A 23,920-nucleotide genomic window follows, 5' to 3' on the forward strand; every position below is an offset into this window, starting at 1 on the left:
TTTTATGAAAAAAGCACAATTTAAAAAAATAAATTATTTCATGGGATGGATGACAAATGAAAAATATATATTACGTAAGCTTGAGCAACTGGCCGCAAAGGGATGGCTCTATGATTCGTGCACGAAGTTTCATGTAATCCTCAAACAAGGAGTTCCAAGGAAAATACAATACGCCATTGACTTGCCTCCAATTAAAGAAGAAGAAAGAGAGGAATACTTAAAATATTTTGAATCCGTTGGCTGGCATCTTGCCTACAAAAACTGTTGCTTTTATGTCTTTTATGCCGATAAAAATGCACCGTCCCTTCACACAGATCAGACTTTACAGGAGCAAGTAAGGGAACAATGGCAGAAAAAGATGGTTCCACGCGCTATTCTTTTTTTAGCTCTCACAATGTTTTTTATAATCTTGGGAAAAGCACCTGTTCCATCTTGGTTACAAATATTATGCTTTCCTCTTACTGTAATCTCAGGAGGACTTTTCGCAATGCTGGTCTATGCATCCATTTCACTTTCTCATATTCATCACAATCACAACAATAATTAAATAGTGAATGGCTTTGACAGGAAAGGCCTTGGAAACTTTTTGAAGGATAGAATGCTACGTCTTGGCATCCCCCTGCTGGTATATTTTTTCGTATTAAGCCCTATCGCTTCTATCGGCTTTTATCAAATCCCATCTTAGTTAACTGGGATAACAACTGCTTTAACCTGGAATCAGTATCCTAAACTGATTGGTTTTGGCCCTCTATATTTTATCCTCATGCTGCTAATTTTCGATTTCGGTTATGCACTATGGCCTGAAGTTATATAAAACAAAGAATCTGGACCTTCTAAGTCTAAAACTTTTAAAATGAGCCTATAAAATATAAAAAACAGAAACTCTGTAAATCAGCTTTTGACGCTAAATTTATGGAGTTTCCACATTTTCAAGTTTTGAGCTTCCACCTAAATCGTATCTATAGCAATTACGAGCTTTGTTTGATCCTTCACTTTTACATATCTTAATCCTATTTTAAATGTTATTGATGGTTCTTTATAATAATAGGCCATATTAATTCTCCATTCTCATATTAATTATTTCTAATCAACAATATCTAATAAATCTGAAAATTTATCAATCATATAGTCAGGTGCGTATTCACTAAGTTCTTCAAGACTATTATTACCATATGTCACTGCGCAAGTAGAACATGATGCACTTTTCCCCATTTGTATGTCGTATATAGTATCACCGATTACTAAAGATTTGTAATTATAAGTGTGCAATTCTTTAATAGCAAGATTAACGATATCTGGAGAAGGTTTTTTATTTGAAACGTCTTGCTCTCCACCTATAAAAGAGAATAAGGAGAAAATTTTTAATTTTTCTAAAAGCACTGAAAGGGAATTTCTTCCTTTACTTGACGCTACACCTAGCTTTATACCTCTTCCATGTAGAACTTTTAACGTACTCTCTACTTCTGGAAAAAGTTCTACAGTTTCAAAAGATATATTGTCATATCTTAACCGATACTCCCTTATTGCATCGTCCAGTTCTTTACCATCTAACCCTGCAATATCTTGAAATGTATTTTTTAGAGGAAGTCCAATACGTTTCTTTATCTCTTCTTCATCAGCTAGAGTCATGTTAATATGCTTCAAAGTTTCTTGTACTGTTAATATTATGCTCTGTTTAGTATCTGCAATAGTTCCATCAAAGTCTAAAATTATAGTTTCAAACTTCATTTTACACCTCCTATAATATTAATAATCTCTCGGAATCTTTAAGCCTTGATTTATCTGGCTTAAAGATTCCTTTTTTATTGAAATCCCCCACTTTTTTGTTAAAAGCACTTGACAAAAATATCGAAAAATGCGGCGCTACGCGCCCCTTAAATATAAGGTATATTTTTCGATTGGAGGAGATTTTTAATGTTACCTGTTTACTCTGGCGGCCATTCCGCCTATCAAAAATTTGTTGTTGAAATGCTTCGTAAATATTATCCTAATCCGGATGCTATCGCGCGTTCTACCTGGGATATCATTGATCGTTTCTGGAACCTAGACCTCTCATATACTGAAATACATCTGAAAAATAAATATTCCATTTTCGGTCCGAAGCCGAGAAATCCTTCTTGTATGCATAGATCATATCTTTTATCTATTGATTTTAAAGTTACTTCAGTAACTGATTGGGTTGCACAACTTAAGATCAACCCTCTTTATGCTATATTGAGCGGATTTGAAGTAGGCGACACTCCTGGTGTTGGTACTTTTTATGACTTCTTTAGCCGCTTATGGGATTCTGATAATAACAATCTTTCATCTCAGTTACAACCTTTAAAAACTTCTGTAAAAAAACCTAAAAAGAAAGGTTTAAAAGCTGATCCAGTTGAAAAGACAACAGTAGAACAACTATTAAAAGAATTACAAGGAGTATCTTTTTAAGTGATGAACAACCTTATAGTTCCCTTTTAATTTATATAAAAATGAGTTTCTTAATCTTTCTATACAAAAGGGACTGATCAATACAGAGAACTTAGCTCTTGCAGGTGATGGCACACCAGTCGCTACCTCTGCAAGAGAACGAAAACACCGTGTATGTGATTGTATTTCCAAAGGTATTACTGACTGTACTTGCGATAGATTCTTTTCTCAGCCTGACTGTGACATCGGCTGGGATTCATCAAGAGACTGTTTTTATCATGGATATGATCTCTACATGTTTGTTGCATCTGATTCTGATAGTGATCTTCCAGTATTCCCTTTGTTTGGGCCAGCCTCAAGGCATGACTCCCATGGATTTCTCCATGCGTTTTTTCGCATGAAAAGTTTACTTCATGACTTTAAAATAGACAAAATTATTCTCGACTCTGCTCATGATGCCATGCCATTTTATGAATACTTCAAGCAAGAAGGAATAACTCCGTTTATTGACTTGAATGAGAAACGTGGCATCAAAGTTAAATATAAAGATGATTTTATCATTGGTAAAGATGGTATTCCCGTCTGCAAAGCAGGCCGTAAGATGAATCGTGATGGTGTTGAAAAAAAGAAACACCGTATCAAATTCCATTGTCCTCTAACAAGTAGAAAGTATGGATGTTCCTGCGAACACCCTTGTTCTGATTCCAAATACGGGAGAACGGTGCATCTGGCAATGAAAGATAATCCAAGATTGATAAACATCCCACCAAGGGATAGTAAAGAATGGAAAGTAGAATATAATTCAAGAACTTCCGTAGAACGTTCTAATAAACGACAAAAAATAGACTTTCTATTAGAAAGCGGCAGACACCGCTCTACTAAGATGTGGTACTGCCGCCTCTATAACATCTTGATGCTACAACATCTCGATGCCTGGGATCTGCCTTTTGAGTCAGATCTCAAAAAATTGATTTTGCAAGCCGCTTAATCAATACATAATTATTTTAAAACATAGCGGCAGCTATGTCTATTAGTTATGCTCATTTTTATTAATATTCCACATTCTCTGTAAATCTTTGGATAATATTCACTTTTTAATGTACGCTACCCCGATAGGACTATAATAATCACTCATAATTCCGAGAGACTATATTATTATAATTCTAAGGCTTTCAATATCCTAACATTTCAAACAGGCTGAAGGTTTTATTTTTTATATTTTAAATAATTTTACATTTTTTCATAAAACAAGTGTATCGCCTTATAAAAAAGAGGTATAATTATACGTACATGTATCTTTCAATAAGCATATAAGTAAAGAGGGGTGAGTAGTTTGGAGTTTTATCTTCCAAGTGAAAAAATTAAACTGATGAGGAAAAAGTTTAGAGCTAATCAAGCGGACCTAGAAGGGGAAAATATGACTAGGGCGTTTATTAGTATGATGGAAAGTGGGAAAAGAACGGTAAGTAAAGCAAGTTCTAAGAAGCTAGTTGAAAAATTTATAGACATAGCAAAGAGGATTCACGTGAACCTTGAGCTTGACGATGAATACTTTTCAAGACTTCCTGAAGAAGACGCTAGGTACTACTGCAAAAATGAGCTTAAGTCAGAACAAGCTCTTAGCCATAAGCACCTAGAAGACCTTATAAAAATAGAGCAGTCTTTCAATCTTGACGATCTGCTGGCAGACACATACAAGAGAAGTGGAATACTTTATCTCAACGAAATGGAGTATTCTAAAGCCTTTATCTATCTACACAATGCACTAGGTAAGTATAAAGAAATAAGGGAGTTCATTCCTCAGGTGGAGGTGCTCTGTTATCTAGGTAAATGTAAATTAAGGGCTAATCAATTTGATGATTCTATCTTCTTTTATAAACAAGCAGTCGCATACGCTGAGGAGTACAAAGTACAAGACAATTACTATATAGCAAGCCACGCTTTAGCGACAGTTTACGGGCAGATAAAAGAGTATGATAAATGCCTAGAGGTATTAAATAATAACATAATAAGCAAGAAGGATAAGGCAGACAAGTTGGTATTAGTTAATGCTGAAGTAATGAGGGCGACTATCCTACTTGATACAGATAAAAACCATGAGGCTGGAAAAGCATTTTTCGAGGTTATTCCTGAAGTAGGAGCTGTAGATAAGTCACTGTTAGGACTTGTTTACAACAATATAGCGGAGTACTACTACAAGATAGAGAACTATAAAAAAGCTCTATTCTATATCTCTGAAGCGCAAAAACATAAACTTGAAACAAACAAAAAATTCTTATCCAGTACCTTAGGCTTAAAGGGAAAAATTCTACACGCTCAAGGTATGCGAGAGGAAAGCATATTGCTATATGAACTAGCTATTGACCTAGCAGAACAATATAGCCGTTTTGATATGTTAGTAGATAATTACAAAGAACTAGTAAAGATACTTGAGGAAAAGAACGACCTAGAAAGAATTGAGCAGAAGATGAACTATATGATTGCGTCGCTTGAAGCAAACAATGTTGAAGAGGGAATTCAATATGCGCTGCACAAGCTTCTACAAATAGCTACTACACAGAAGGAAAGTGACAAAGCTATGAAATTATTGCATCGACTAGAGTCTTTTTTGTAAAACTTTCATAATTTTTTTATCCAATTTGAGGTAAAATCATTGTATTTGTAATATAATAGTAACAAATACATAAAAAGGAGTGAGTGAATTTGAAAAACAGAGCTTCAAAAATAATAATCAGTGTTTTACTTCTAGCTGTAGTTGCCGTTCCAGTGCTTAGTAATAAAACAAGCATAGGTAATATAGGCGGTATTTATCCCACTAGCGATTGGCCTGATCCAATTGACCCTAAATAAATTAGCGTTTAAAGGCGTGAGCAGCATAGCTGCTTACGCTTTTATTTAATTCAAAAAGTTGTAACTTCTATTAATGATCTTTTCTTCATTCCTCATATTAATAAAAACCACTAAAACAAATAGTTTTACTGATCTTTATTCCTTCAAATAAACTTTTAAGATGCTGTCCAACCACCATCAGCAGCAATAATTTGTCCATTTATAAAACTTGAATCGTCCGAAGCTAAGAATAAAGCAACCTTTGCTATTTCTTCTGATGCACCAAATCTTTTAATGGTACTCATTGCTGTCCTGCAATTTGCCTCACCACGCTTATTCATGTTAGTCATTGTTTCACTGATGTTAGTCATTATTGGTCCAGGAGCAATGGCATTGCAGCGTATTCCGTCTTTCGCATATTGGAACCCTGTACTTTTAGTTAATCCAACTACTGCATGCTTTGAAGCAGTATAAGCAGCTCCAGCTGCTCCTCCACGGATACCTCCTACAGAAGCTATATTTATAATTACTCCCTTACCCTTTTCTAGGAAAATTGGGATTACTTTTCTACTGCTTCTCATAACTGAAGTGGCATTAACTTCTATTAACCTATACCACAATTCGTCTGTAATATCTCCCACTGCAGCCATGTTATCCATAATACCAGCGTTATTAACCAATATATCCACTGTACCATATGCTTCAACCGCAGTATCAATTAATTTTTGAATATCTTCCTCAACTGCTACATTAGTCAATACTGCAATAGCGGTTCCACCCTTTGCTATAATCTCATCAGAAGTTGCTTTTGCTCCTTCAAGATTGATATCTGCTGCTACTACCTTTGCTCCTTCTTGTGCATATAACATGGAAATAGCTTTTCCCATCCCTGAAGCCGCTCCCGTTACAATTGCAACTTTTCCATTAAGTTTCATCATTGCTCCTCCTTCTTAATCTCTTAATTTTAATATCCCATAAGTATCTCAAACTTTTTTAACTTTTGTATCTATGTGCTATACAATATTTGCTATACATTTATCTTACCTCTAATATATAGTTGCAACAACTGTACCTTAGGGAAGTAATAATTGTACTTTAAGGCAATTATAAAATTGAGCTACGTCTAATAGCATTGTTGAAATTAAGTGGTTATGAAGGATTTTCTATATGAGCGAGCAATTAGAATTAAATGTTTTTTTTGCGCATATGCCTTTTCTGAATGTATGTGGAGAAATTCTGGCAGGCGAAATATTCTCTCTTTTTACTCTTTATTTAAATGCCGTTCTTCATTAGCTTAAGATTAAAATATATAGTATCTATAAAACATATATGATTCAAGTCTTTTATATAATGCCTTGATATTACTGGGTTTAGCTAGCAGAGATTTTTATACTTTCTTTAACAGTAAAAAAAATCAGCCTGAGCCTATACTAACTGTATAAGCTCCGCTGATCTTATATTAATATATATAATGTTTATATTTTAACATTGCTAAGGACTTCATTATAGGTTATAAACTGTTTTTGATTACTTAAGACTATAAAACTTAGCTCCATGAGATTTTATCATATTGCTTACAGAGTCAGTTACAGTATCTACATCTTCATGTTCCCACAAATCTCTAAGTTTAAAGCTTCCTTCAAGTTCTAAATCACTTAGGTTTACTTCAATGACTTTATCCTCTTCTGAAAGATTAAATAATCCTAAATAAGTTTCTCCGTCTTTTCCCTTTGCAGTCCAAATAGCTTTAGCCTCGTCACGGTATAGCTCTTTATTATCACTAGAACCTTTCAATACCTCTAGAACCTCTTCATTGGTTATAAGTTCTAAAGTCCATTGATCGTTATGAGTCATTTCTCCACCAAACATAAGTGGTGATCTAGCAAGACACCATAAGGTCATCAACGTTCTTTGCTCTCTTCTTGTAAAGTTTGTCCACTTTCCTTTTCCTTCAAATTGGTGTTCTCTTAAGCATATATGTCCAAAAGGAAGCATATCTGCATCTGGCCAATGTGAAGCTCCCATGTGTCTATTCCAGTTTCCTAGTAGATCGAATTGCTTATAAAGCTGTTCCCAGTTATCCCAAAAGTCTCCAGATATTCTCCACATATTTGCATGGTCTATAAGATGCTGAGCTTCTTCTAAAGGAGCTGGTCCTGGTGATAAGCTAAATACCACATCTCTTCCACAGTTATCCAAGGCATTTTTTAATAACTCCACTTCACCTTTTGCATAAGGGAAGGATAAATCATCAACCTTAATAAAATCTATGCCCCAATCAGCATACATATTTATTATGGAATTATAGTATTCTTGTGCGCCTTCCTTTGTAGCATCAATCCCATACATATCAGTATTCCACGGACATATAGAGTTTGTATCTGCTATATCCTGAGCAAATTTGTTAGTGCCTAGAATAGGCGTATTTGCTTTTACAGCTTGCTTTGGTATTCCTCTAAGAATATGAATTCCAAACTTTAATCCCTTACTATGGATATAATCTCCTAAAGACTTAAAGCCTCTTCCGTCCTTAGCACTTGGAAATCTATTCACCGCTGGAATAAGTCTTCCATACTCGTCCATTTCTAATGGTGCATAAGGATGATACTCTGTTGAATCTGCAGTAGGTTCATACCATTGTATATCCACAACTACATATTCCCAACCGTATTTCTTTAAATGCTTTTCCATGTAGTCCGCATTTCCTATTACTTCTTCTTCTCTTACGCTGGCACCATAACAATCCCAGCTGTTCCATCCCATTGGAGGTGTCAATGCTAACTTTTTACCCATTTATACTCTCTCCTTTTTGATGTTTTCAGCTTAAATAACCTTTTAAAAAACTATAAGCTCACTAATCAACTTAGTTCATATCATTCAATGCTAAAAACCATTCATATATCGATTAAAGGTACAATATTGCTTAAAATATGCACAAATAATATAATAAAGAAATGGTATACATCTTGTCTTAACTTTATGTTATCATTGATATATTTAAGGAACAATTGTAATATAATGCTTCAGGAGGGTAAAATATTGCTACAGGATAATTCTACAAAATATCTAAATTCCTTCGGGCTTCACTTTCTAAATTCCCCCAAAAATGCTCCTTACCAACTAAAGTCAATTGGTTGGGAACTTAGACAATCTAAAAGCTATAGCTGGGATGGTATGAAAAGACAAGATGACAATGAGCACTGCATCTTCCAATATACCTTATCTGGCTGTGGAGAAATACGAATAAAAGATAAGATATACTCACTAAAAAAGGGAGATGCTTTCTTAGTAAAAATCCCTGATGATCACCATTACTATTTACCTGAAAGCAGTGAAAAGTGGGAATTCATATACATACACCTATATGGAGAAGGCTCCATAAATGAGTGTAACAGCTTGTTAACTTCTTATGGAAATATATTAAAATTTTCATCTAATTCCTCAGTTATAACTTACCTTTGGAAAATATATTGGGAAGCTGTAAATCAAAATATAAAGGACGGATATCAAACCTCTTCTTTTGCGTATAATTTTATAATGGAGCTTTATAGAAGTAAGCAGAACTTAGAAGATAATACAAGCAGAAAGCACACTGAAAATATCGATAAGGTGATAGGTTTTATTGAAGATAACTACTCAAAGGAACTCACTCTTGATCAACTAGCAGATGCTGCTCAAATGTCCAAGTTCCACTTTAACAGAACCTTCAATACCTTAATTGGAACTACACCTTGGAATTACCTCACTAAGATCAGATTAGAAAAAGCTGTAGAGCTGATGCTTAGAGAAGATTCCTCCATAGATATAATATCTAAAAAGGTTGGTTTTTCAGGTGAAAATTATTTTAGTAAGGTCTTTCGCAAATATCTCGGTACTTCGCCTGGAAGATTTCGCGAGGAGCACTTCAAAGCCAGTAATTACTCCCTTAAGCTCTAACCTATTAATTAACTTTACGTTTTTAATTTTACCTATGTTTAATAGTACTGTTGAAGTTAAGTGATTAAGAAGGAGATGATATATACTCTAGCTATTAAAATCAAATGATTTTTTCAGTGTGACAAAGTCATATTAATTCTTTGTGCAAGCTCATTTAAGCATCGTATTATTGCCCACTTAATTTCAACACAGTGCTTTAACAGAGCCATAATTTTAATTGAAGAAATAGTTGCTATGAATTATAATAATTTTATATTATGTAAATAAAAGGGGGAATGTAAATGAGACAACTAAAAAAATTGCGGCAACTACCTTGGATAATTGCTGCTGCCATTGTAATCGGTTTAGTAGTAATAATATTTCTGCCAAGGACTACGAAAACCAAATATGACAGTAAAGCTAACGAGGCTCTTTTGAATAAGACTCACAAAAGCTTTACGCCGATAGCTTATACATCAAATAAGAGCTATAAAGACAGGGTATTTTACGAAATATTTGTAGCCTCTTTCAATGATAGTAACGGAGATGGCGTCGGTGACCTGAAAGGTGTTGAACAAAAACTAGACTATTTACAAAGCTTAGGCGTATCTGGTATATGGCTTATGCCTGTGAATGAAAGTCCAAGCTACCATGGGTATGATGTTTCTGATTATTATGATGTGAGAAAAAAATATGGAAGTTTAGAGGATTTATATTCACTTATAAACGAAGCTCATAAAAGGGATATTGCTGTTGTTATGGATCTAGTAGTGAATCATACCAGTGATCAAAATCCATGGTTTGTTGAAGCTCTAAACAACCAAACAAGTAAATATAGAGACTATTATAGTTGGACTAAAGATCAAAGTAATCTTGAAAAGTTTTCAACTATAAACACCAGAGCTTGGCATGCTAAGAGCAAAGATAACATCTACTATGGAGTATTTGGAGATGATATGCCAGACTTAAACTTTGACAATACTGAAGTTAGAGATGAAGTAAAAAAAATCGCAAAGTACTATATTGATATGGGTATTGATGGTTTCCGCTTAGATGCCGCAAAACATATCTATGACGGTGAACTAGACAAAAACCTTCAATGGTGGAAGGAATTTAGTAGCTATGTAAAATCCGTAAATAAAAATACTATTCTCGTTGGAGAGGTTTCTGATAAGACTGATGTTGTTTCCAACTATCTGACAGCACTTGATTCATGTTTTAATTTTGATTTAGGTACAGACATCTTAAATGCAGTAAAGGATAATAACTTTAAAGATTTGGCTTCCTCATACTCATCTATGCAAACGATTGCTCAATCTAAAAATAAGGATTATCTTGATAGCACCTTCTTAACCAATCATGATATGAACAGAGTAATGAGTACTTTGGGCTCAGTGGAAAAATGTAAAACAGCTGCTTCTATCCTATTTACTTTACCAGGAACACCATATGTATACTATGGAGAAGAGACCGGAATGACAGGAGTAAAGCCAGATGAAAGGATAAGAGAACCATTTATATGGGACAATAAAGATAAGAGCAAGAATACAAGCTGGACTACAGTAAGCAATGATAATAAAAAAATAGCAGTAAATCTAGAAGATAAGGATAAAAACTCACTATTAAACTTCTATAGAACCTTTATAAAGCTTAGGAATGATAATCCTACTTTAAGATATGGAAGCTTTGAACCAATCAATATTGGAAATACAGATGTACTAGCTTTTAATAGAAAATACAATTCTGAAACTCTAAGTGTATTTATAAACGGAAATAAAGCTGACCAATCAGTAAATACTTCAGCTATTAAAGGAACTGTATTATATTCTTCAGAAAACTTAAGTGGGGAAATTAATACAAATGGTACTTTAAATCTTAAAAAAGGTGAGATTCTTATAATAAAGAATAACTAATAGCTCAAATGTTCAAACCACAGCTTAAACTGTTTATAAAACGAAACACTTTAAAAATCAATGCTGTGTTTAAACATAGCTAAGATCAAAAAAATCGCTAATGACTTATTCATTGGCGATTTTCTACTTTAATTTCTAAACTAAAAACTCCCTAGAAATTAACAATTTATCCGTAAAATCTTCTTTTTCTGTACTTATACTAATAGCTATAATAGAACAACTAATTAACTTTGAGGCCAATATAGCATATTTTATATCCTTCTTCACCGAATCCCTTGAGCTAAGATAGCTATCCTGAAGTTCCATTAGGGTTGTTATCGGATTCTGTATATATAATTCATCTTGTTCACTGCTATTCAACAAACCTAAAATCAACATGAGCCTCAAATTTATATGCAGAAAAACTTCATAAAGTAAGTGTGCTATAAAGCTTTTATTCTTATATTCTTCTCTATGATATAAACAAAAATAGTCACATATGAAATGGCATACCATACCTAGTGTTATTGAAAATTCATCTTTACTCAAGTTATCATTTAGTAGCCTATGACAATAGTTCTTTACATCTTCAATGGTTTCGCCCATAGTATGATGCTGATTTGAAGTATTGCACTCGAAATCCGGCTTTACATTTCCGTACATAAATTTTCTTTTATTCAACTTAAAATTAAGCTTTTTAACACAGTTCCTATATATTATTTTAGAAAAAACTAAATGGGAGTTTATTATCATAATTAATACCTCACACTAATTATTCTTGAATTAATATTAACTCTCCCACTTTAAATCTGTATTGCTGCTAAGGTTAAGTTTGTATAAAGAAATGTAAACTTTTGTTAGCTTAGAAATATGCCTCATATAGTATCTCCTGTATAGCCACTTCATTTTAATATATTGAACATATCCTAAAGTACTTGTTGCCAAAAATCCATCTCTAAAATTTTATATATCTTGAAAGTAAATCTATTATCAAAGTGATGCGACTTTGGAGAAAAATAACTTTTAACAAGTTTTCTTAATTCTTAGATAGTAAAAAACACTTCTAAATAGAAAGATACCATACGCTATTATGGACAAGGTAAAAACTAAAAACATTAGTATATTTGTAGAATCAATTTGTTTTCTAACTACAAAGTTAACATATATATATTGCAAATTGGTTTCTACAATCTAACACATAGCCTGTCTATTGTTTGAGTAGGAACCTTATTTATGTTACTTATAAACTTTTGAATTGCAGTTCTAACTTGTGGCAGAGATTTATAAAAGACATTGTTAATAACAGATGCCTTTAGCCATCCCCATAACCCCTCTATAAGATTCATTTCTGGACTATACGGTGGTAAAAACATCAATTCAAGCCTATCTTTAACTCTATTAAGAAATGGCTGAATCAGCTTTGCATGATGAATCTTAGCATTGTCTAATACCACAACAATTTTTCCTTTTGGATACTGCTTAAGTACGTTTTCTAAAAAGTCATTAAATATCTTAGCGTCATATCTTTCATGTTCCTCGCAATATACGTTACCAGTCTCGTAATCCAATATTCCCATAAGTTTAACACCTGCATTTTTACCGAACGTAGGAATTTTCCTTTGTTGTCCTCTTATAAACCAGCTCTTTTGAATTGCTTGATAATCTCTAATCATTGATTCATCTTCAAATAAGATGGTATCAACTAAGCCATTGAGGCATTTTTTTTAAAGCTTTAAAGTCACTTTTAAAAATTTCTTGCTTTTTCTTTATCAGCTTTCGCTAAGACGTAAGTAGGTCTAGTATAACTTAAATTTAATCTATGAAGTACATATGCTATTCCTCTATGTGACATATTTATATTAAATTCTTTAATAACCCATTGCCTCACTAATTCAATAGTCCAATTCATTTTAGATTCGAAGCCTACATCTTCTGGAGTTTTTGTAGTTATAGTTTCTACAATGAGCTTCTCTTGAAGTGAATTGATTTTCTTTTGCGCTCCGCCGCCGTGGCCAATATTTAATCCATCTATTCCTTTTGATTTATAATTTTTTATATATGTAGAAACAGTATGTTCTTCTAGATTCTCCATTTCAGCTATTTTTCTATTTGTAAATCCATCAAAATGCTTAAGTAAAACAGAATATCTTTTATATAACCTTGTGTTTTTAGTCTTTTTTAAAGCTGATTTTAACTCGTTTATATCATCTTCATGCCCAGCAATCTTATTAAGAATCAAAATATCCATATTTAAAACCTCGCTATAATTTTTATTTTATATTCTAGTTTGGATATTTTAGTTATCTTATATTAATGGATGTTCTTACCTAAATATCATATCGAAATTTTCATCTTGCAACATATATATGAAGTTAAACCTAAAACTATAAGATACATTACTATAATTGGAGCATATAAAATCGAATAAGAAATTACAACCTTCCTTGCATGTTCTACTATATCTTCCTTATTGCTATACATAACAGGTTCAGCTTCACCTTCTGTATAGTCCATGGCCCATATACTCCAGTTGTAACTTCTTTCCTTGGAGGTAAAATATAGCTTCCAGCCTGCTTCTCTGTTGATCTCATAATACTCACTTGAAACTCTCTTTTTAAAATCCACAACATACTTTCTATTAGTTTTGCCTTCATTAAGAAAATAAAATCTATTTCCATTTTTACTTACCTTAAATAACTTCAAGCCTTTCTTGCTCATTTCTTTTAACCACAGCTCTAGCTTATCTGGAGAATAAAATCCTCCTAGCTTAACTTTAACCACTACCTTAGGTATTTTTCCAAGATATATCTCATCCTCTATATTTTTATCACCGATAAAGCTAACTTCTGGTTCCAAGTCCTCTAACTGAAGCATTCTTTTATTTGAAGAGTTTATTTTAATAAGACTATAGAGAGAAAATATCCATACAACTATATATATTAAATAAATCGATAGTTGGACTACTCCTAAGGAAAGTTGCATGGGTAATCCAAAAAGTATTATAAAAATTAATCCAGGCATAGCTCCCAAAAATAATAGTAACGTCAAAGCTAACAGTATTATCCTTGCATATCTAACTAACCTATCATTCCTCTCAATTATGCTATTTCTGCTTGGCATTATTTCAATATTTTCCGGTTCATTAACCAACAAGCTCCACCTTTTAAAGCTAGTAATAACTTCCAATTTGTCTTTAATCAAACTCTTAGAGATACCTATGTTCTCATTTCTCTCATAGCTAAACCTATAGATCAACTTTTTCTTATCAGCTTTAATAAAATAAAAACTTCTATTTTTAAAGTTAATATGATCCAACTTATATCCACTCAAGCTCATATCAGTGAGCCACTGTTCAGTGTTTTTGATGTCATAACTCCACAGCGGTCTTAATGCTCTTTTATACATCAAATCTCCCACCTAGCCTTTTTGCATTATTATTCAATTCTTCTAATCCTTTAATCTCTAATACTATAAGTATCTTACCTAAATCAGTGATTTCATATATAGTCTTTCTTTCTTCGTTTGAGTAAACAACAACTATTCCATCCTTCTCCATCTTACTTAAGGTACCGTAAACTGTTCCAGAGCCTAAAACTATTCTTTTGTCTGTCAGCATTTCTACCTCTTTAATTATTCCATAGCCATGCTTAGGTTCATATAAAGATAACAATATATAGAATGCTGTTTCTGTCATAGGTAAATATTTATTTATAACTTTCTCTTTATCCATTTGTCTCCTTAAAAGGTTAAGCTGTATCTATATTTTTATAGACATACTATTTCAAAGTGAAATCATTGAAAGTTAAGCTTTGTAGGTTCGTCCAAGGCGTTATTTTGAGTCTAAGGATTGAAATAGTACAGCTTCAACTATGTCACGGTGTGATATATCATAATCATACTATATCACGCCATGACATAGCCATCAAGAAATTAATTCCATTTATAGTTATTTATTGATTCTTTGCACAACCCATTAAGACATCAGATTAATGACCACTTAATTTCAACACAGTACTTTAACAGAGTCATTAATTAACACAATTGTTTATAATCAGATACTTTAATTCCTAGATACAAATAAAACCTTAGCTGAATTTGTAAGTCTTTTCTATCGATATCCTTTTCAGCAAATATTGGTATGAAATCCACCTAAAAAATGCTATTATAAAATTAATTTAACATTATAAAAGATTTAGGAGGTTTTGAATTTGAAGGTTTTAATAACTGGTTTTGCTCCCTTTGGAGGAGAAGCTATAAACCCCTCTTTTGAAGCAGTAAAAGGGTTGGAAGATATTATTGCAGGTGCTGAAATAACTAAACTTGAAATACCTACAGTGTTTCATGAATCAATAAAACTTTTAGATGATGCTATCGAAAGTAATAAACCAGATGTGGTTATTTGTGTTGGACAAGCCGGTGGTAGATTTGACATAACAGTGGAAAGAGTTGCAATCAACGTAGATGATGCAAGAATTGCTGACAATAAAGGTAATCAGCCTATAGATGAGCCTATATTTAAGGATGGTGCTTCTGCCTATTTTTCTAATCTCCCTATTAAAGCAATGGTGGAGGAAATAAAGCTTTCAGGCATACCAGCTTCAGTTTCAAATTCTGCTGGAACCTTTGTGTGTAACCACTTAATGTATGGTTTGCTTTATCTTATAGACAAAAAATATCCTAAGGTAAAAGGAACCTTTATCCATGTGCCTTTTTTACCTCAACAAGTAATAAATAAATATAACGCTCCATCCATGGATCTGACTTTAATAACAAAAGCTCTTAGCTTAGCTATCAAAGGAGCCGTTGGAAATGATAAAGATATAAAAACTGCTATGGGAACCATATGTTAGAGTAAATCTATATATGTGTCCAACTTAAACTATTAATTTATACATGCCGCAAAATCCCCAGAAGCCTGGATTTACGGAAAAGTATAAATTAAGTATCTATATAGGAACTCTTTAACATATGAATTTTTGAAATTCTTAATTATACTAAACCCTATCAATTAATAAAGCTATATTTAAACATTTTTCATTAACATCATATTAATTATATCTTAGCAAAAAGACTCCTCTTAACATCACAAGAGGAGTCTTTTAAATCTATTAAATACCACATTATTAAACCAATGACTTTGTGCTTAAGCGTTGTACAGCTATATAAGTGAATATTCCTTCATGGCATTATATATGCCATCTTCAAGCATATCAGTGGTTACATAGTCTGATACCTGCTTTAATGCTTCAACTCCATTGCCCATAGCAATTCCTAAATTAACTGTCTTTAACATTTCCACATCATTGTATCCGTCTCCAAAAGCTAAGGTATCTTCAATCTTAATATTCAAATATTTTACTAAACACTCTATAGCATGAGACTTTCCCCACTCTACAAAGGATACATCTGCCGACATATGTGGACCATGCGTATTAAATACAAGCTTATCTCTAAAATACTCCTGGCAAGCTTTTATATTATCTTCTTTCGAATAAAATATATCTAGAGTGTTTACTTTTATATCTTCTGCCTTCCATTGCTCATTTATATAGTTTTGTTCTCTAAATTGAGCATTAAACTCTTCTATTCTATGCCTATCCATATTGTAGCCATAGCCTTCATTAACTCCACTGAAGCAGCAGCTTATATCTAGTTCATCAAAGGCCTTTATAAGATATCTTATAGTATCAGCTTCTATCAATCTATGGTAAATAGGTTGACCTTTAAATGCTATATGAGTACCATTTCCTGCTATATACCCATCAAAGGATTGCTCTTCAAATTGTTCTTTAATAAATCTAATAGGCCTTCCGCTACATATAAAAGCTAGATTGCCTTTATCTCTAAATTCCTTCAGCGCAAAGCTTGTGCTTTCTGGAACAATCAACTCTTTACCATTGAACCTTGCTAGAGTGCCATCTATATCAAAAAAAGCAGCTTTTTTTCCCATTTCTACCTCTCAATTTATAAGATTATATATCTGTAAAGTCAATAAGCTTTATATTATTTCGTTCTATATATTTTATCAAACTCTCACTCTTTAACACTGCTAGTTCATTTGCTCTTTGTATGTTGTAACTACTCAAAGTAAGTAAGTCTTTATCTACATAAGCAGGGTGTGTCATCAATTCCATCTCTGTAAGATATTTATTTTTATCCAATATACTTATCAGTTCTTCTTCATTTGCACTGTTATCATAAAAGCTACTATTGAAATTATGAGAATGTATTACTCCCATTGAATCCATATATTTTTCTGCTTCTTCTGTAAGTCCTCTCATAGGAACCCCAAGCTCTTTCGCAAGTTCCACCGCTATAGCTAAACCTTTTTTAGTAGCTCCATGATGAAAATCTATATGAGTTGGCTTAAAGCCTGTGCTCAAGAACTTATCAATTTGTGCTTTATATTCTTTTCTTATTTCTTCTTCATCACCGTTTTCTATTCTATCGAAATCTTTTTCAAAATCGCCCTTTTCACCTACTATGGTCTTTAAACCTTTACTTATTGGTGTTCCAGCAGTTAAAACTAAATGCAATCCCACCTTCAACCACTTATGTTCTCTCATAAGTTGTACACCATGTTCAAAGCCTGGACCATTTACCAGCATAGAGGTAGATGTGACAATTCCCTCTCTAAAAGCTTCTAAAACTCCCAAATTTACTCCTCTAGTGAAGCCAAAATCATCTGCATTTACTACTAGTTTCATCCCAAAAACCCCTTTAACATATTAATTTGCCTATAGAAGTATACAAGTTAACCTAGACTAAAGTTATAATTAACTTATACACTTCTCCAATATAGAATTCCTAATCCAACTATTAATTTATACCTGGCTGATGATCCTCAGAAACCTCAATTTTCAAACAAGTATAAATTAAGTTTTCGTAAAGGTTCCCTATAGAAGCATCTATTTATAAGTATAATATTACAATATATTCCATTCAATATAATTTAGCAAATTATTTTAATTTTCAGTCTTTATTTAAAAATGTACCACTTCGATTTGAAAACTTTTTCCCAAACTCTTCTGTTTCCTTATAGAAGAATTTAAAATTTTACTACGAAGTGGTACATATATACTTAATTATAGGATGATATATTTTGAAGCTTTGAAAGAAATATTTTTATCTCTTCTTCAGTTAGAGATACTTGCCCTATGTCTCCATGCCTTGTATCTATTCTTTTATCCGTATGGAAGTCTGAGCCCGCTGTATAAAACCAGCCTTTTTCCTTAGCTATCTTCTTATATTTTTCCGTATCTTCTTCTGTGTTTCTAGAGTAAATCGCTTCTATTCCATCAAAATCTAGCTTTAGTATATCCTCTATTATCTCCTGACGTACTTTTACAGGATGAGCTAGTACTACACATCCTCCAAAATATCTTAAAATATCAATTCCGGTCTTAGTATCAACCCTATCCTTTACACTGTCCTTACCTATGTTTATATGCGAGCCCATAAGTAATTTTAGCGCTTCTATCTGATGCTTTTTTACATGCCTTAGTGCTTTTTGAAATAGAACATTCCTATAAGCCTCATTATCAAAATAGCTTAAAACATGAACTTTTCTGCCTTTGTATCTTGTTGATAACTCTACTCCAGCTAAAACCTTAACCCCAAGAATCTCACCGATTTTCTGTGCTTCTTCGATACTTTCTGTAGAATTATGATCAGTTATAGCAATTATGTCTAAGCCTTTTTCTTTTGCCATAATTACAAGTTCGTAGGGTTTACAATCTCCATCAGACGCAATACTATGCATATGGAAGTCACCTTTAGTATACATTTCTCTCTTCCTCGTAAATTAATCCTTCTATATAATATCCAACTACTTATTATTAGTTACCAATAAAAATCCCTATAAGTACTACTTTTCTTCCTAATATCAATAATTTTAAACATTAAGATTTATTGATAATTGAAGTACTAAGGATGTACCACTATTTAGTACAATGTGAATGATTTTACATGGTAGACAAAGCCTTTGACATAGGGTTATATTGGATTATATAATTATTTAATAATAAATATTAAGGGTATACTAATTCTATTAAAAATTAAGAAGTTATATATTTATAGTTGAATTTATGGAGGAAATATGAGAGATTATTCTAGCAGGCTTACATCAATAGCCATTATAACCGCATTACTAATAGTAGGTGGAGGTTTTATATATACCGCTAGTTATATACTAGGCAGTTCTCCGATATTTGAAATTGCATTAATTTCTTTATATTTTAGTACACTTTTATATTTACTACTTGTAAGATGTCCCCATATCGGTACCACCAGTGTGATTTCTTTAGTACTTGGAGTAATTTTATCAGTTTTCAATACTGACTTACTGCTTATCATAACCGTCACTGGGATAATATTTGACATAGTAAATTATATTATATTCAGGGGCTATGGACCTGGAATAATGCTTATAATAACTGTTGCCTTTTATCCTTTACTGACTGTAATAGTTGCATTTTTATTATCTAAGTCAGCAGCTCACTTCATAAATAGTAATTCACTAATTTTTTCTATAGGTGCCTTTGCAATTGGAATATTAGGTGGATTTTTGGGATCTTACTTAGATAGTAAGTATATCCATGTAGATAAACTAGAGAAAGTTATATAAATAGGATTTTAATAACCACAGATAGCGTACAGTGCTTTGCGTTATCTGTGGTTTTCTTTATTCATACATAAATATAATTATAAGTCTACAATAAATATGTAAAACTTACATACGAAGTTTATTCTTAAAATGACATCCAAAATTATCTTTATCTATATATACCATAATAAAAACTTTGACATAATAGCTACCTTCCTATATGATATAATACATAATACTATTAAATAATAATTATTATCATTTAGGAGAAAACATGAGGAATTATGCCGCTAGACTTACATTAATTGCAGTAACGGTAGCATTATTAATAGTAGGTGGAGGTTTCATATATGCCACTAGCTATTTACTAGGTAACTCTCAAGTATTAAAAATAATACTTATGTCACTTTATTTTACTATACTTCTATATCTGCTTCTATTGAGATCACCAAAGCTTGGTACTTTAAGCATGCTGTCCGTTGTGCTTGGTGTGATTTTATCAATTTTTAGCCCTATTATGACTTTAGCCATAGTATTTACAGGGATATTATCAGACCTATTAAGCTACTTAATTTTTAAAGGGTACGGTTCCGGAAAGAAATTAATTGTAAGTGTAGCTTTTTATCCTTTATTCTCTGTAATAACTTCTCTGTTCTTTGTTTCTAGATTTACAGCCAAACTACCAAGTAATAAACTATCTATACTTTATCTAGCCGGTGGAATTGGGGCTTTTATATTAGGAATTATTGGTGGTTACTTAGGACAATATATAGATAAAAAATATATTCACGTTAGTAAACTTGAAGATGTAATATAATAATAAATAATTTTTCTTAAGTGCTTTTAAATGGGGCTGTTGCATTAGTTGTCAAAAAAACTTGATGCTCAGCCCTAATTTTTTAGGAGTTTATATTAGCTATCTCAGCAATCCTTTGGTTTGGATTATCAGTAAATACTCCTCCATGATAGCATATTACTGTTTGTATATCATATTTAGAAAGCTTCTTTAAGGACTCTGTAGCCTGCTTCATGTCAAAGGTAAACACAGGGTTAGGTCCAGTAAGCTTTCCATCAAAAACATTCAATGCATCACCAGTTACTAAGGTTTTATATTTCTTTAAGTAAAGACAAGTGTGCCCTGGCGTATGTCCTGGAGTATATATAACCTCTATTCCTCCACAATAAGGAAGCACTTCCCAATCTTCTATGGTCCTATCAACCTTAACTTTTAATTTTTTAAGCTTTTCTATAGTGTCATTTCTTTCAACCTCTGACATAGAGTTAAGACGTTCTGGAGTCATTTTGATTGGCATTTTTGTTCCCTCGATATATGGCTTTTCACCATCATGGGATAAAACTTCTACCTTAGTTTTAACCTTATTAACAATACTAGCTAAGCCACCAATATGATCTATGTCATGATGGGTTATGATTATCTTATTAATTTTGTCAATAGATACACCAGCCTTAGCTATTTCCTCAGAAATATTTTCAAACTGTCCAGGCAAACCTGTATCTATCAGTATCACATCATTTTCATCAAAAATAAGTGTAGGATGCATTTGATGTTCTTTGTTTCCTAGTTCAAGTACACTTAAACCTTCAGATATCTTCATTCTATATTCCTCCTTGTATATATGTGTTAAGTACATATATCAATCTTTTAATCTATAATAATTTTACCATTAAATACTTTCTTTAAATAGTTTCAATGTCTTAAAAATACATAACTTTATATCTTTGATTAATTCACTTTTTTCCTATGTTCCTTTCCAAATATATATTAAAAATCTGTAAGACGAGTATTGTTGTATATCCGTACAAATTCTTCTCATCCCTTCATATTGCTAGGTTCAGCCGAAACATTTTATACTTAACTACTAAAAATGCATGCTTTCTAATTATACCTTTGTGAGGATTTTTGCCTTCATCATGATTTATTTTCAGTAAAAAATAAAGGCACATAACTAACTGTAATTGTTAATCATACACCTTTATTTTTGTTTCACTAGCTATGTTAGCTTTATTACTTACTACGTTAACCTTAATATATTATTAGTTTCTCAGATATTATCTATCCATAACTTCAACAGTTTCTCCAGCCTCAATCTCCACAAGCTTTCCAGAGGAATGCTTAAACCAGAGTTTTTTACTTGAAGGATTTTGAACCCTAGCTCCATCCACACTAAATATTAGTTTATTAAAAGCCTCAATATAGTCATAAATCTCTATATTGGTTGCATACCAAACTTCTTTATTATTTTCTACATATTTTGCAAAGTCTTCGATCACATTCCAGTTATCATCTGATTCAAACTCGTAACTGTGACCCCATAGATAAAATAAATATGGTTGATCAGCTACCTCGTCTTCAATAAAGCTGTTTGCAAGCTTCATAAGCTCTGGACTATTATGATGGCAAGTTGCTGTGAGTCTAAGCCAGTCTTTTGGTATTCTAAAATCATTAGTTGATATCACTGTTCTTGCGTATGCTATCCCACAGTTTTTAAGTGCTTTTACAACTTCATCATTGAAGGTTCCATAGGGATATGCCATGCCACGGACTATCTGACCAAACTGTTTTTCAAGATTTTTTCTATCTTCTATAATCTCGTTAATAACCATTGGAACAGATATATTTGTAAGAGATGGATGTGTTAAGGCATGCACAGCAACCTCTTGACCTGAATTTTTATAAACTTCAGAAACCTCTTTTTCAGTCATTCTACGGTGAATCTGTCCATTAGGATAAACAGTTCCTTCTGGAGCATAAAGTCCGCTATTTAAGTTAAAAGTTCCTCTTAACCCATACTTATTCATAATTTCTATAAGCTTAACATCCTGCTCTACTCCATCATCGTAGCTTAGGGTAAGCGCCTTAGCTTTCCCTTCAGGAAATCTTAGAAATATTCCTGACATAAATACTTCACTCCTCTTAATAGCTAATGTACTCCCTTGTACACAAGTGCCTTTTATATTTATTAAAACAAAATATCCTTAGTATAAAATTCTCTGTTGATACTAAGAACTAAATTTTCAAATTTTTATAGACTTTTCATAGCCTCAGCGATTTCAATGCAAAGATCCTCTGCTTGAGGAACATGTCCCAACTTATCTATAAATGCATGAGTCATACCCTTGTAGCGATAACAAGTTGTATCAACTCCAGCATCTGAAAGCAGCTTACCATAGAACTCTCCTTGAAGTCTTAAACCGTCAAACTCTGCACCAGCTATTATAGCTTTTGGCAAACCTTCAAAAGACTTAGCGACAATTGGGCTAACATATGGAGTATAAATATCTTCAGCCTTAGTCACATAAGAACCTGACATAAAGTCTTCTTCAGCCTTTGATGGCTTACCAAGTACAAGACATTGATTTCTAATAATCTGACTTTGCTCTTCTGATATATCAAATAGTTTTTCATCCCATTCATAACCTGGGGCCTTTGCGTCTCCTATTGCAACTGCTGGATAGATAAGTACTTGCATCGCTAGCTTTGTGTCACCTAAATCCCTTGACTTTAGACAAACTGCTGCTGCATAGTTACCACCAGCACTATCTCCACCAACAGAAATCTTATCAGAATCAATACCATAAGCCTCTGCATTGTCATAGATGTGTTTTACTGCATAATAATTATCATTCAAGCCATTTGGATATGGTTTTTCAGGTGCTAAGGAATAATCCACATTAAATACAACTGCATCTGCTAGTTCAGCTATTAGCTTACAAAAATTCTCTACAGTATAGACACTTCCTCCAATCCATCCACCACCGTGGAAGAATACAAGAGCTGAACGTTTCTTATTTCCTTGAGACTTTCTTGGATAGTAACGCCACAAACCAACTTTATTTCCGCTGCCTGTAAGCTCTTCATACTTTGTGTGAATCTCTACAGTATTCAAATTATAATTGGGAAATCCCATACTATCTCTTATTATTGTTAATAATTCTTCCATTGAAGGCATATTTTCTGGATTACTGCCGTTTTCATTATTTTGATTAGCGGCTTCTATAAAACTCAACTCTACTGGATCTATGTACCCAGGCCTATCTTCTTTTGGACTTGGTTTAACTATAACCTTTAATCCATTATTCTCAACTATAGAAGTCTCCTCTTGAAGCTTTTTGATTTCACTTTCATCATACTTTCTCATAAAAATCCCTCCATCTTATTTTCACTCATTACTTTTTAAAGTACTGAACTCTATATTTTACCCTTTATGTAAATGTTATCACAAATAGCCAATGATATAAATGGCCCAGA

General features: G+C 32.7%; 22 protein-coding genes and 1 pseudogene. 10 read left to right on the forward strand and 13 right to left on the reverse strand.

Features of this window, described 5'->3' with window-relative positions:
* Nucleotides 1–4: 4 nt before the first annotated feature.
* Entirely contained in the window at nucleotides 5–547 is a 543-nt protein-coding gene (locus C1I91_RS23410) for a DUF2812 domain-containing protein (RefSeq protein ID WP_128215073.1), read from the forward strand.
* Between the two features lie 536 nt (nucleotides 548–1,083).
* On the opposite strand, the gene C1I91_RS23415 is transcribed toward C1I91_RS23410, so the two are convergent.
* Complete coding sequence (locus tag C1I91_RS23415; RefSeq protein ID WP_128215074.1) at nucleotides 1,084–1,728, reverse strand: HAD family hydrolase; 645 nt, start codon at nucleotides 1,726–1,728, stop codon at nucleotides 1,084–1,086.
* A gap of 186 nt (nucleotides 1,729–1,914) precedes the next feature.
* Between C1I91_RS23415 and C1I91_RS29225 the strand changes: the two genes are divergently transcribed.
* The 4 genes from C1I91_RS29225 (at nucleotide 1,915) to C1I91_RS28395 (ending at nucleotide 5,259) form a co-directional block, all read left to right on the forward strand.
* Nucleotides 1,915–2,430, forward strand: a complete 516-nt coding sequence (locus C1I91_RS29225; RefSeq protein WP_238475870.1) for a hypothetical protein — start codon at nucleotides 1,915–1,917, stop codon at nucleotides 2,428–2,430.
* 274 nt (nucleotides 2,431–2,704) lie between these two features.
* A complete protein-coding gene (locus tag C1I91_RS23435) occupies nucleotides 2,705–3,397 on the forward strand; it encodes a transposase (protein ID WP_128215075.1) in 693 nt (230 codons plus the stop codon).
* Nucleotides 3,398–3,742: 345 nt separating this feature from the next.
* The gene (locus C1I91_RS23440) at nucleotides 3,743–5,023 is read left to right on the forward strand and encodes a helix-turn-helix transcriptional regulator (protein WP_128215076.1); all 1,281 of its coding nucleotides are present in this window, start codon (nucleotides 3,743–3,745) and stop codon (nucleotides 5,021–5,023) included.
* An 89-nt stretch (nucleotides 5,024–5,112) separates the two neighbouring features.
* On the forward strand, nucleotides 5,113–5,259 hold the full coding sequence (locus C1I91_RS28395; RefSeq protein ID WP_164880634.1) for a hypothetical protein: 147 nt from the start codon (nucleotides 5,113–5,115) through the stop codon (nucleotides 5,257–5,259).
* 155 nt (nucleotides 5,260–5,414) lie between these two features.
* On the opposite strand, the gene C1I91_RS23445 is transcribed toward C1I91_RS28395, so the two are convergent.
* Together C1I91_RS23445 and C1I91_RS23450 are read right to left on the reverse strand one after the other, a co-directional pair.
* Nucleotides 5,415–6,173, reverse strand: coding sequence for a glucose 1-dehydrogenase (locus tag C1I91_RS23445; RefSeq protein ID WP_128215077.1), 759 nt, complete (start codon nucleotides 6,171–6,173; stop codon nucleotides 5,415–5,417).
* Between the two features lie 592 nt (nucleotides 6,174–6,765).
* Nucleotides 6,766–8,031, reverse strand: a complete 1,266-nt coding sequence (locus tag C1I91_RS23450; RefSeq protein ID WP_128215078.1) for a glycoside hydrolase family 27 protein — start codon at nucleotides 8,029–8,031, stop codon at nucleotides 6,766–6,768.
* 246 nt (nucleotides 8,032–8,277) lie between these two features.
* Here C1I91_RS23450 and C1I91_RS23455 point away from each other — a divergent pair, with 246 nt between their 5' ends.
* Together C1I91_RS23455 and C1I91_RS23460 are read left to right on the forward strand one after the other, a co-directional pair.
* Nucleotides 8,278–9,174 (forward strand): AraC family transcriptional regulator, encoded by an 897-nt coding sequence (locus tag C1I91_RS23455; RefSeq protein WP_164880635.1) that lies wholly within the window; start codon nucleotides 8,278–8,280, stop codon nucleotides 9,172–9,174.
* A gap of 281 nt (nucleotides 9,175–9,455) precedes the next feature.
* Nucleotides 9,456–11,066, forward strand: a complete 1,611-nt coding sequence (locus C1I91_RS23460; RefSeq protein WP_128215080.1) for an alpha-amylase family glycosyl hydrolase — start codon at nucleotides 9,456–9,458, stop codon at nucleotides 11,064–11,066.
* 135 nt (nucleotides 11,067–11,201) lie between these two features.
* On the opposite strand, the gene C1I91_RS23465 is transcribed toward C1I91_RS23460, so the two are convergent.
* From C1I91_RS23465 to C1I91_RS23480, 4 genes and pseudogenes are all read right to left on the reverse strand, one after another.
* Nucleotides 11,202–11,726 (reverse strand): zinc dependent phospholipase C family protein, encoded by a 525-nt coding sequence (locus C1I91_RS23465; protein WP_238475871.1) that lies wholly within the window; start codon nucleotides 11,724–11,726, stop codon nucleotides 11,202–11,204.
* A gap of 503 nt (nucleotides 11,727–12,229) precedes the next feature.
* Nucleotides 12,230–13,293: pseudogene (locus C1I91_RS23470) on the reverse strand (IS630 family transposase).
* Between the two features lie 86 nt (nucleotides 13,294–13,379).
* Nucleotides 13,380–14,450 carry a DUF2812 domain-containing protein gene (locus C1I91_RS23475; protein ID WP_128215082.1) on the reverse strand — a complete coding sequence of 357 codons (1,071 nt, stop codon included), beginning with the start codon at nucleotides 14,448–14,450 and terminating at the stop codon, nucleotides 13,380–13,382.
* Nucleotides 14,443–14,775 carry a PadR family transcriptional regulator gene (locus tag C1I91_RS23480; RefSeq protein ID WP_128215083.1) on the reverse strand — a complete coding sequence of 111 codons (333 nt, stop codon included), beginning with the start codon at nucleotides 14,773–14,775 and terminating at the stop codon, nucleotides 14,443–14,445. Before C1I91_RS23480 ends, C1I91_RS23475 begins: the two co-directional genes overlap by 8 nt.
* A gap of 478 nt (nucleotides 14,776–15,253) precedes the next feature.
* Here C1I91_RS23480 and pcp point away from each other — a divergent pair, with 478 nt between their 5' ends.
* Nucleotides 15,254–15,895, forward strand: a complete 642-nt coding sequence (gene pcp / locus C1I91_RS23485) for a pyroglutamyl-peptidase I (protein WP_128215084.1) — start codon at nucleotides 15,254–15,256, stop codon at nucleotides 15,893–15,895.
* 308 nt (nucleotides 15,896–16,203) lie between these two features.
* On the opposite strand, the gene C1I91_RS23490 is transcribed toward pcp, so the two are convergent.
* From C1I91_RS23490 to C1I91_RS23500, 3 genes are all read right to left on the reverse strand, one after another.
* The gene (locus C1I91_RS23490; protein WP_128215085.1) at nucleotides 16,204–16,995 is read right to left on the reverse strand and encodes an HAD family hydrolase; all 792 of its coding nucleotides are present in this window, start codon (nucleotides 16,993–16,995) and stop codon (nucleotides 16,204–16,206) included.
* A gap of 22 nt (nucleotides 16,996–17,017) precedes the next feature.
* Nucleotides 17,018–17,752, reverse strand: coding sequence for a chitin disaccharide deacetylase (chbG, locus tag C1I91_RS23495; RefSeq protein ID WP_128215086.1), 735 nt, complete (start codon nucleotides 17,750–17,752; stop codon nucleotides 17,018–17,020).
* Between the two features lie 374 nt (nucleotides 17,753–18,126).
* Nucleotides 18,127–18,807, reverse strand: a complete 681-nt coding sequence (locus tag C1I91_RS23500; RefSeq protein ID WP_238475872.1) for a PHP domain-containing protein — start codon at nucleotides 18,805–18,807, stop codon at nucleotides 18,127–18,129.
* Nucleotides 18,808–19,143: 336 nt separating this feature from the next.
* Here C1I91_RS23500 and C1I91_RS23505 point away from each other — a divergent pair, with 336 nt between their 5' ends.
* Both C1I91_RS23505 and C1I91_RS23510 read left to right on the forward strand, forming a co-directional pair.
* Nucleotides 19,144–19,671 (forward strand): hypothetical protein, encoded by a 528-nt coding sequence (locus tag C1I91_RS23505; protein WP_128215088.1) that lies wholly within the window; start codon nucleotides 19,144–19,146, stop codon nucleotides 19,669–19,671.
* Between the two features lie 253 nt (nucleotides 19,672–19,924).
* The gene (locus tag C1I91_RS23510; protein ID WP_128215089.1) at nucleotides 19,925–20,467 is read left to right on the forward strand and encodes a hypothetical protein; all 543 of its coding nucleotides are present in this window, start codon (nucleotides 19,925–19,927) and stop codon (nucleotides 20,465–20,467) included.
* An 82-nt stretch (nucleotides 20,468–20,549) separates the two neighbouring features.
* Here C1I91_RS23510 and C1I91_RS23515 read toward each other — a convergent pair whose 3' ends face one another.
* From C1I91_RS23515 to C1I91_RS23525, 3 genes are all read right to left on the reverse strand, one after another.
* Entirely contained in the window at nucleotides 20,550–21,266 is a 717-nt protein-coding gene (locus C1I91_RS23515) for an MBL fold metallo-hydrolase (protein WP_128215090.1), read from the reverse strand.
* A gap of 454 nt (nucleotides 21,267–21,720) precedes the next feature.
* The gene (locus C1I91_RS23520; protein ID WP_128215091.1) at nucleotides 21,721–22,569 is read right to left on the reverse strand and encodes a polysaccharide deacetylase family protein; all 849 of its coding nucleotides are present in this window, start codon (nucleotides 22,567–22,569) and stop codon (nucleotides 21,721–21,723) included.
* Between the two features lie 125 nt (nucleotides 22,570–22,694).
* Nucleotides 22,695–23,810, reverse strand: coding sequence for an alpha/beta hydrolase (locus C1I91_RS23525; protein WP_128215092.1), 1,116 nt, complete (start codon nucleotides 23,808–23,810; stop codon nucleotides 22,695–22,697).
* Nucleotides 23,811–23,920: the final 110 nt, after the last annotated feature.

The sequence above is a fragment of the Clostridium manihotivorum genome (genome assembly GCF_004015185.1).
GTDB lineage: Bacteria > Bacillota > Clostridia > Clostridiales > Clostridiaceae > Clostridium_AR > Clostridium_AR manihotivorum.

What these genes read in the sequence shown, in the direction of transcription:
- C1I91_RS23410 (WP_128215073.1), top strand. Translation starts at nt 5, where the DNA reads ATGAAAAAAGCACAATTTAAAAAAATAAATTATTTCATGGGATGGATG.
- C1I91_RS23415 (WP_128215074.1), bottom strand. Translation starts at nt 1,728, where the DNA reads ATGAAGTTTGAAACTATAATTTTAGACTTTGATGGAACTATTGCAGAT.
- C1I91_RS29225 (WP_238475870.1), top strand. Translation starts at nt 1,915, where the DNA reads ATGTTACCTGTTTACTCTGGCGGCCATTCCGCCTATCAAAAATTTGTT.
- C1I91_RS23435 (WP_128215075.1), top strand. Translation starts at nt 2,705, where the DNA reads ATGTTTGTTGCATCTGATTCTGATAGTGATCTTCCAGTATTCCCTTTG.
- C1I91_RS23445 (WP_128215077.1), bottom strand. Translation starts at nt 6,173, where the DNA reads ATGAAACTTAATGGAAAAGTTGCAATTGTAACGGGAGCGGCTTCAGGG.
- C1I91_RS23450 (WP_128215078.1), bottom strand. Translation starts at nt 8,031, where the DNA reads ATGGGTAAAAAGTTAGCATTGACACCTCCAATGGGATGGAACAGCTGG.
- C1I91_RS23460 (WP_128215080.1), top strand. Translation starts at nt 9,456, where the DNA reads ATGAGACAACTAAAAAAATTGCGGCAACTACCTTGGATAATTGCTGCT.
- C1I91_RS23475 (WP_128215082.1), bottom strand. Translation starts at nt 14,450, where the DNA reads ATGTATAAAAGAGCATTAAGACCGCTGTGGAGTTATGACATCAAAAAC.
- C1I91_RS23480 (WP_128215083.1), bottom strand. Translation starts at nt 14,775, where the DNA reads ATGGATAAAGAGAAAGTTATAAATAAATATTTACCTATGACAGAAACA.
- C1I91_RS23490 (WP_128215085.1), bottom strand. Translation starts at nt 16,995, where the DNA reads ATGGGAAAAAAAGCTGCTTTTTTTGATATAGATGGCACTCTAGCAAGG.
- chbG (WP_128215086.1), bottom strand. Translation starts at nt 17,752, where the DNA reads ATGAAACTAGTAGTAAATGCAGATGATTTTGGCTTCACTAGAGGAGTA.
- C1I91_RS23500 (WP_238475872.1), bottom strand. Translation starts at nt 18,807, where the DNA reads ATGCATAGTATTGCGTCTGATGGAGATTGTAAACCCTACGAACTTGTA.
- C1I91_RS23505 (WP_128215088.1), top strand. Translation starts at nt 19,144, where the DNA reads ATGAGAGATTATTCTAGCAGGCTTACATCAATAGCCATTATAACCGCA.
- C1I91_RS23510 (WP_128215089.1), top strand. Translation starts at nt 19,925, where the DNA reads ATGAGGAATTATGCCGCTAGACTTACATTAATTGCAGTAACGGTAGCA.
- C1I91_RS23515 (WP_128215090.1), bottom strand. Translation starts at nt 21,266, where the DNA reads ATGAAGATATCTGAAGGTTTAAGTGTACTTGAACTAGGAAACAAAGAA.
- C1I91_RS23520 (WP_128215091.1), bottom strand. Translation starts at nt 22,569, where the DNA reads ATGTCAGGAATATTTCTAAGATTTCCTGAAGGGAAAGCTAAGGCGCTT.
- C1I91_RS23525 (WP_128215092.1), bottom strand. Translation starts at nt 23,810, where the DNA reads ATGAGAAAGTATGATGAAAGTGAAATCAAAAAGCTTCAAGAGGAGACT.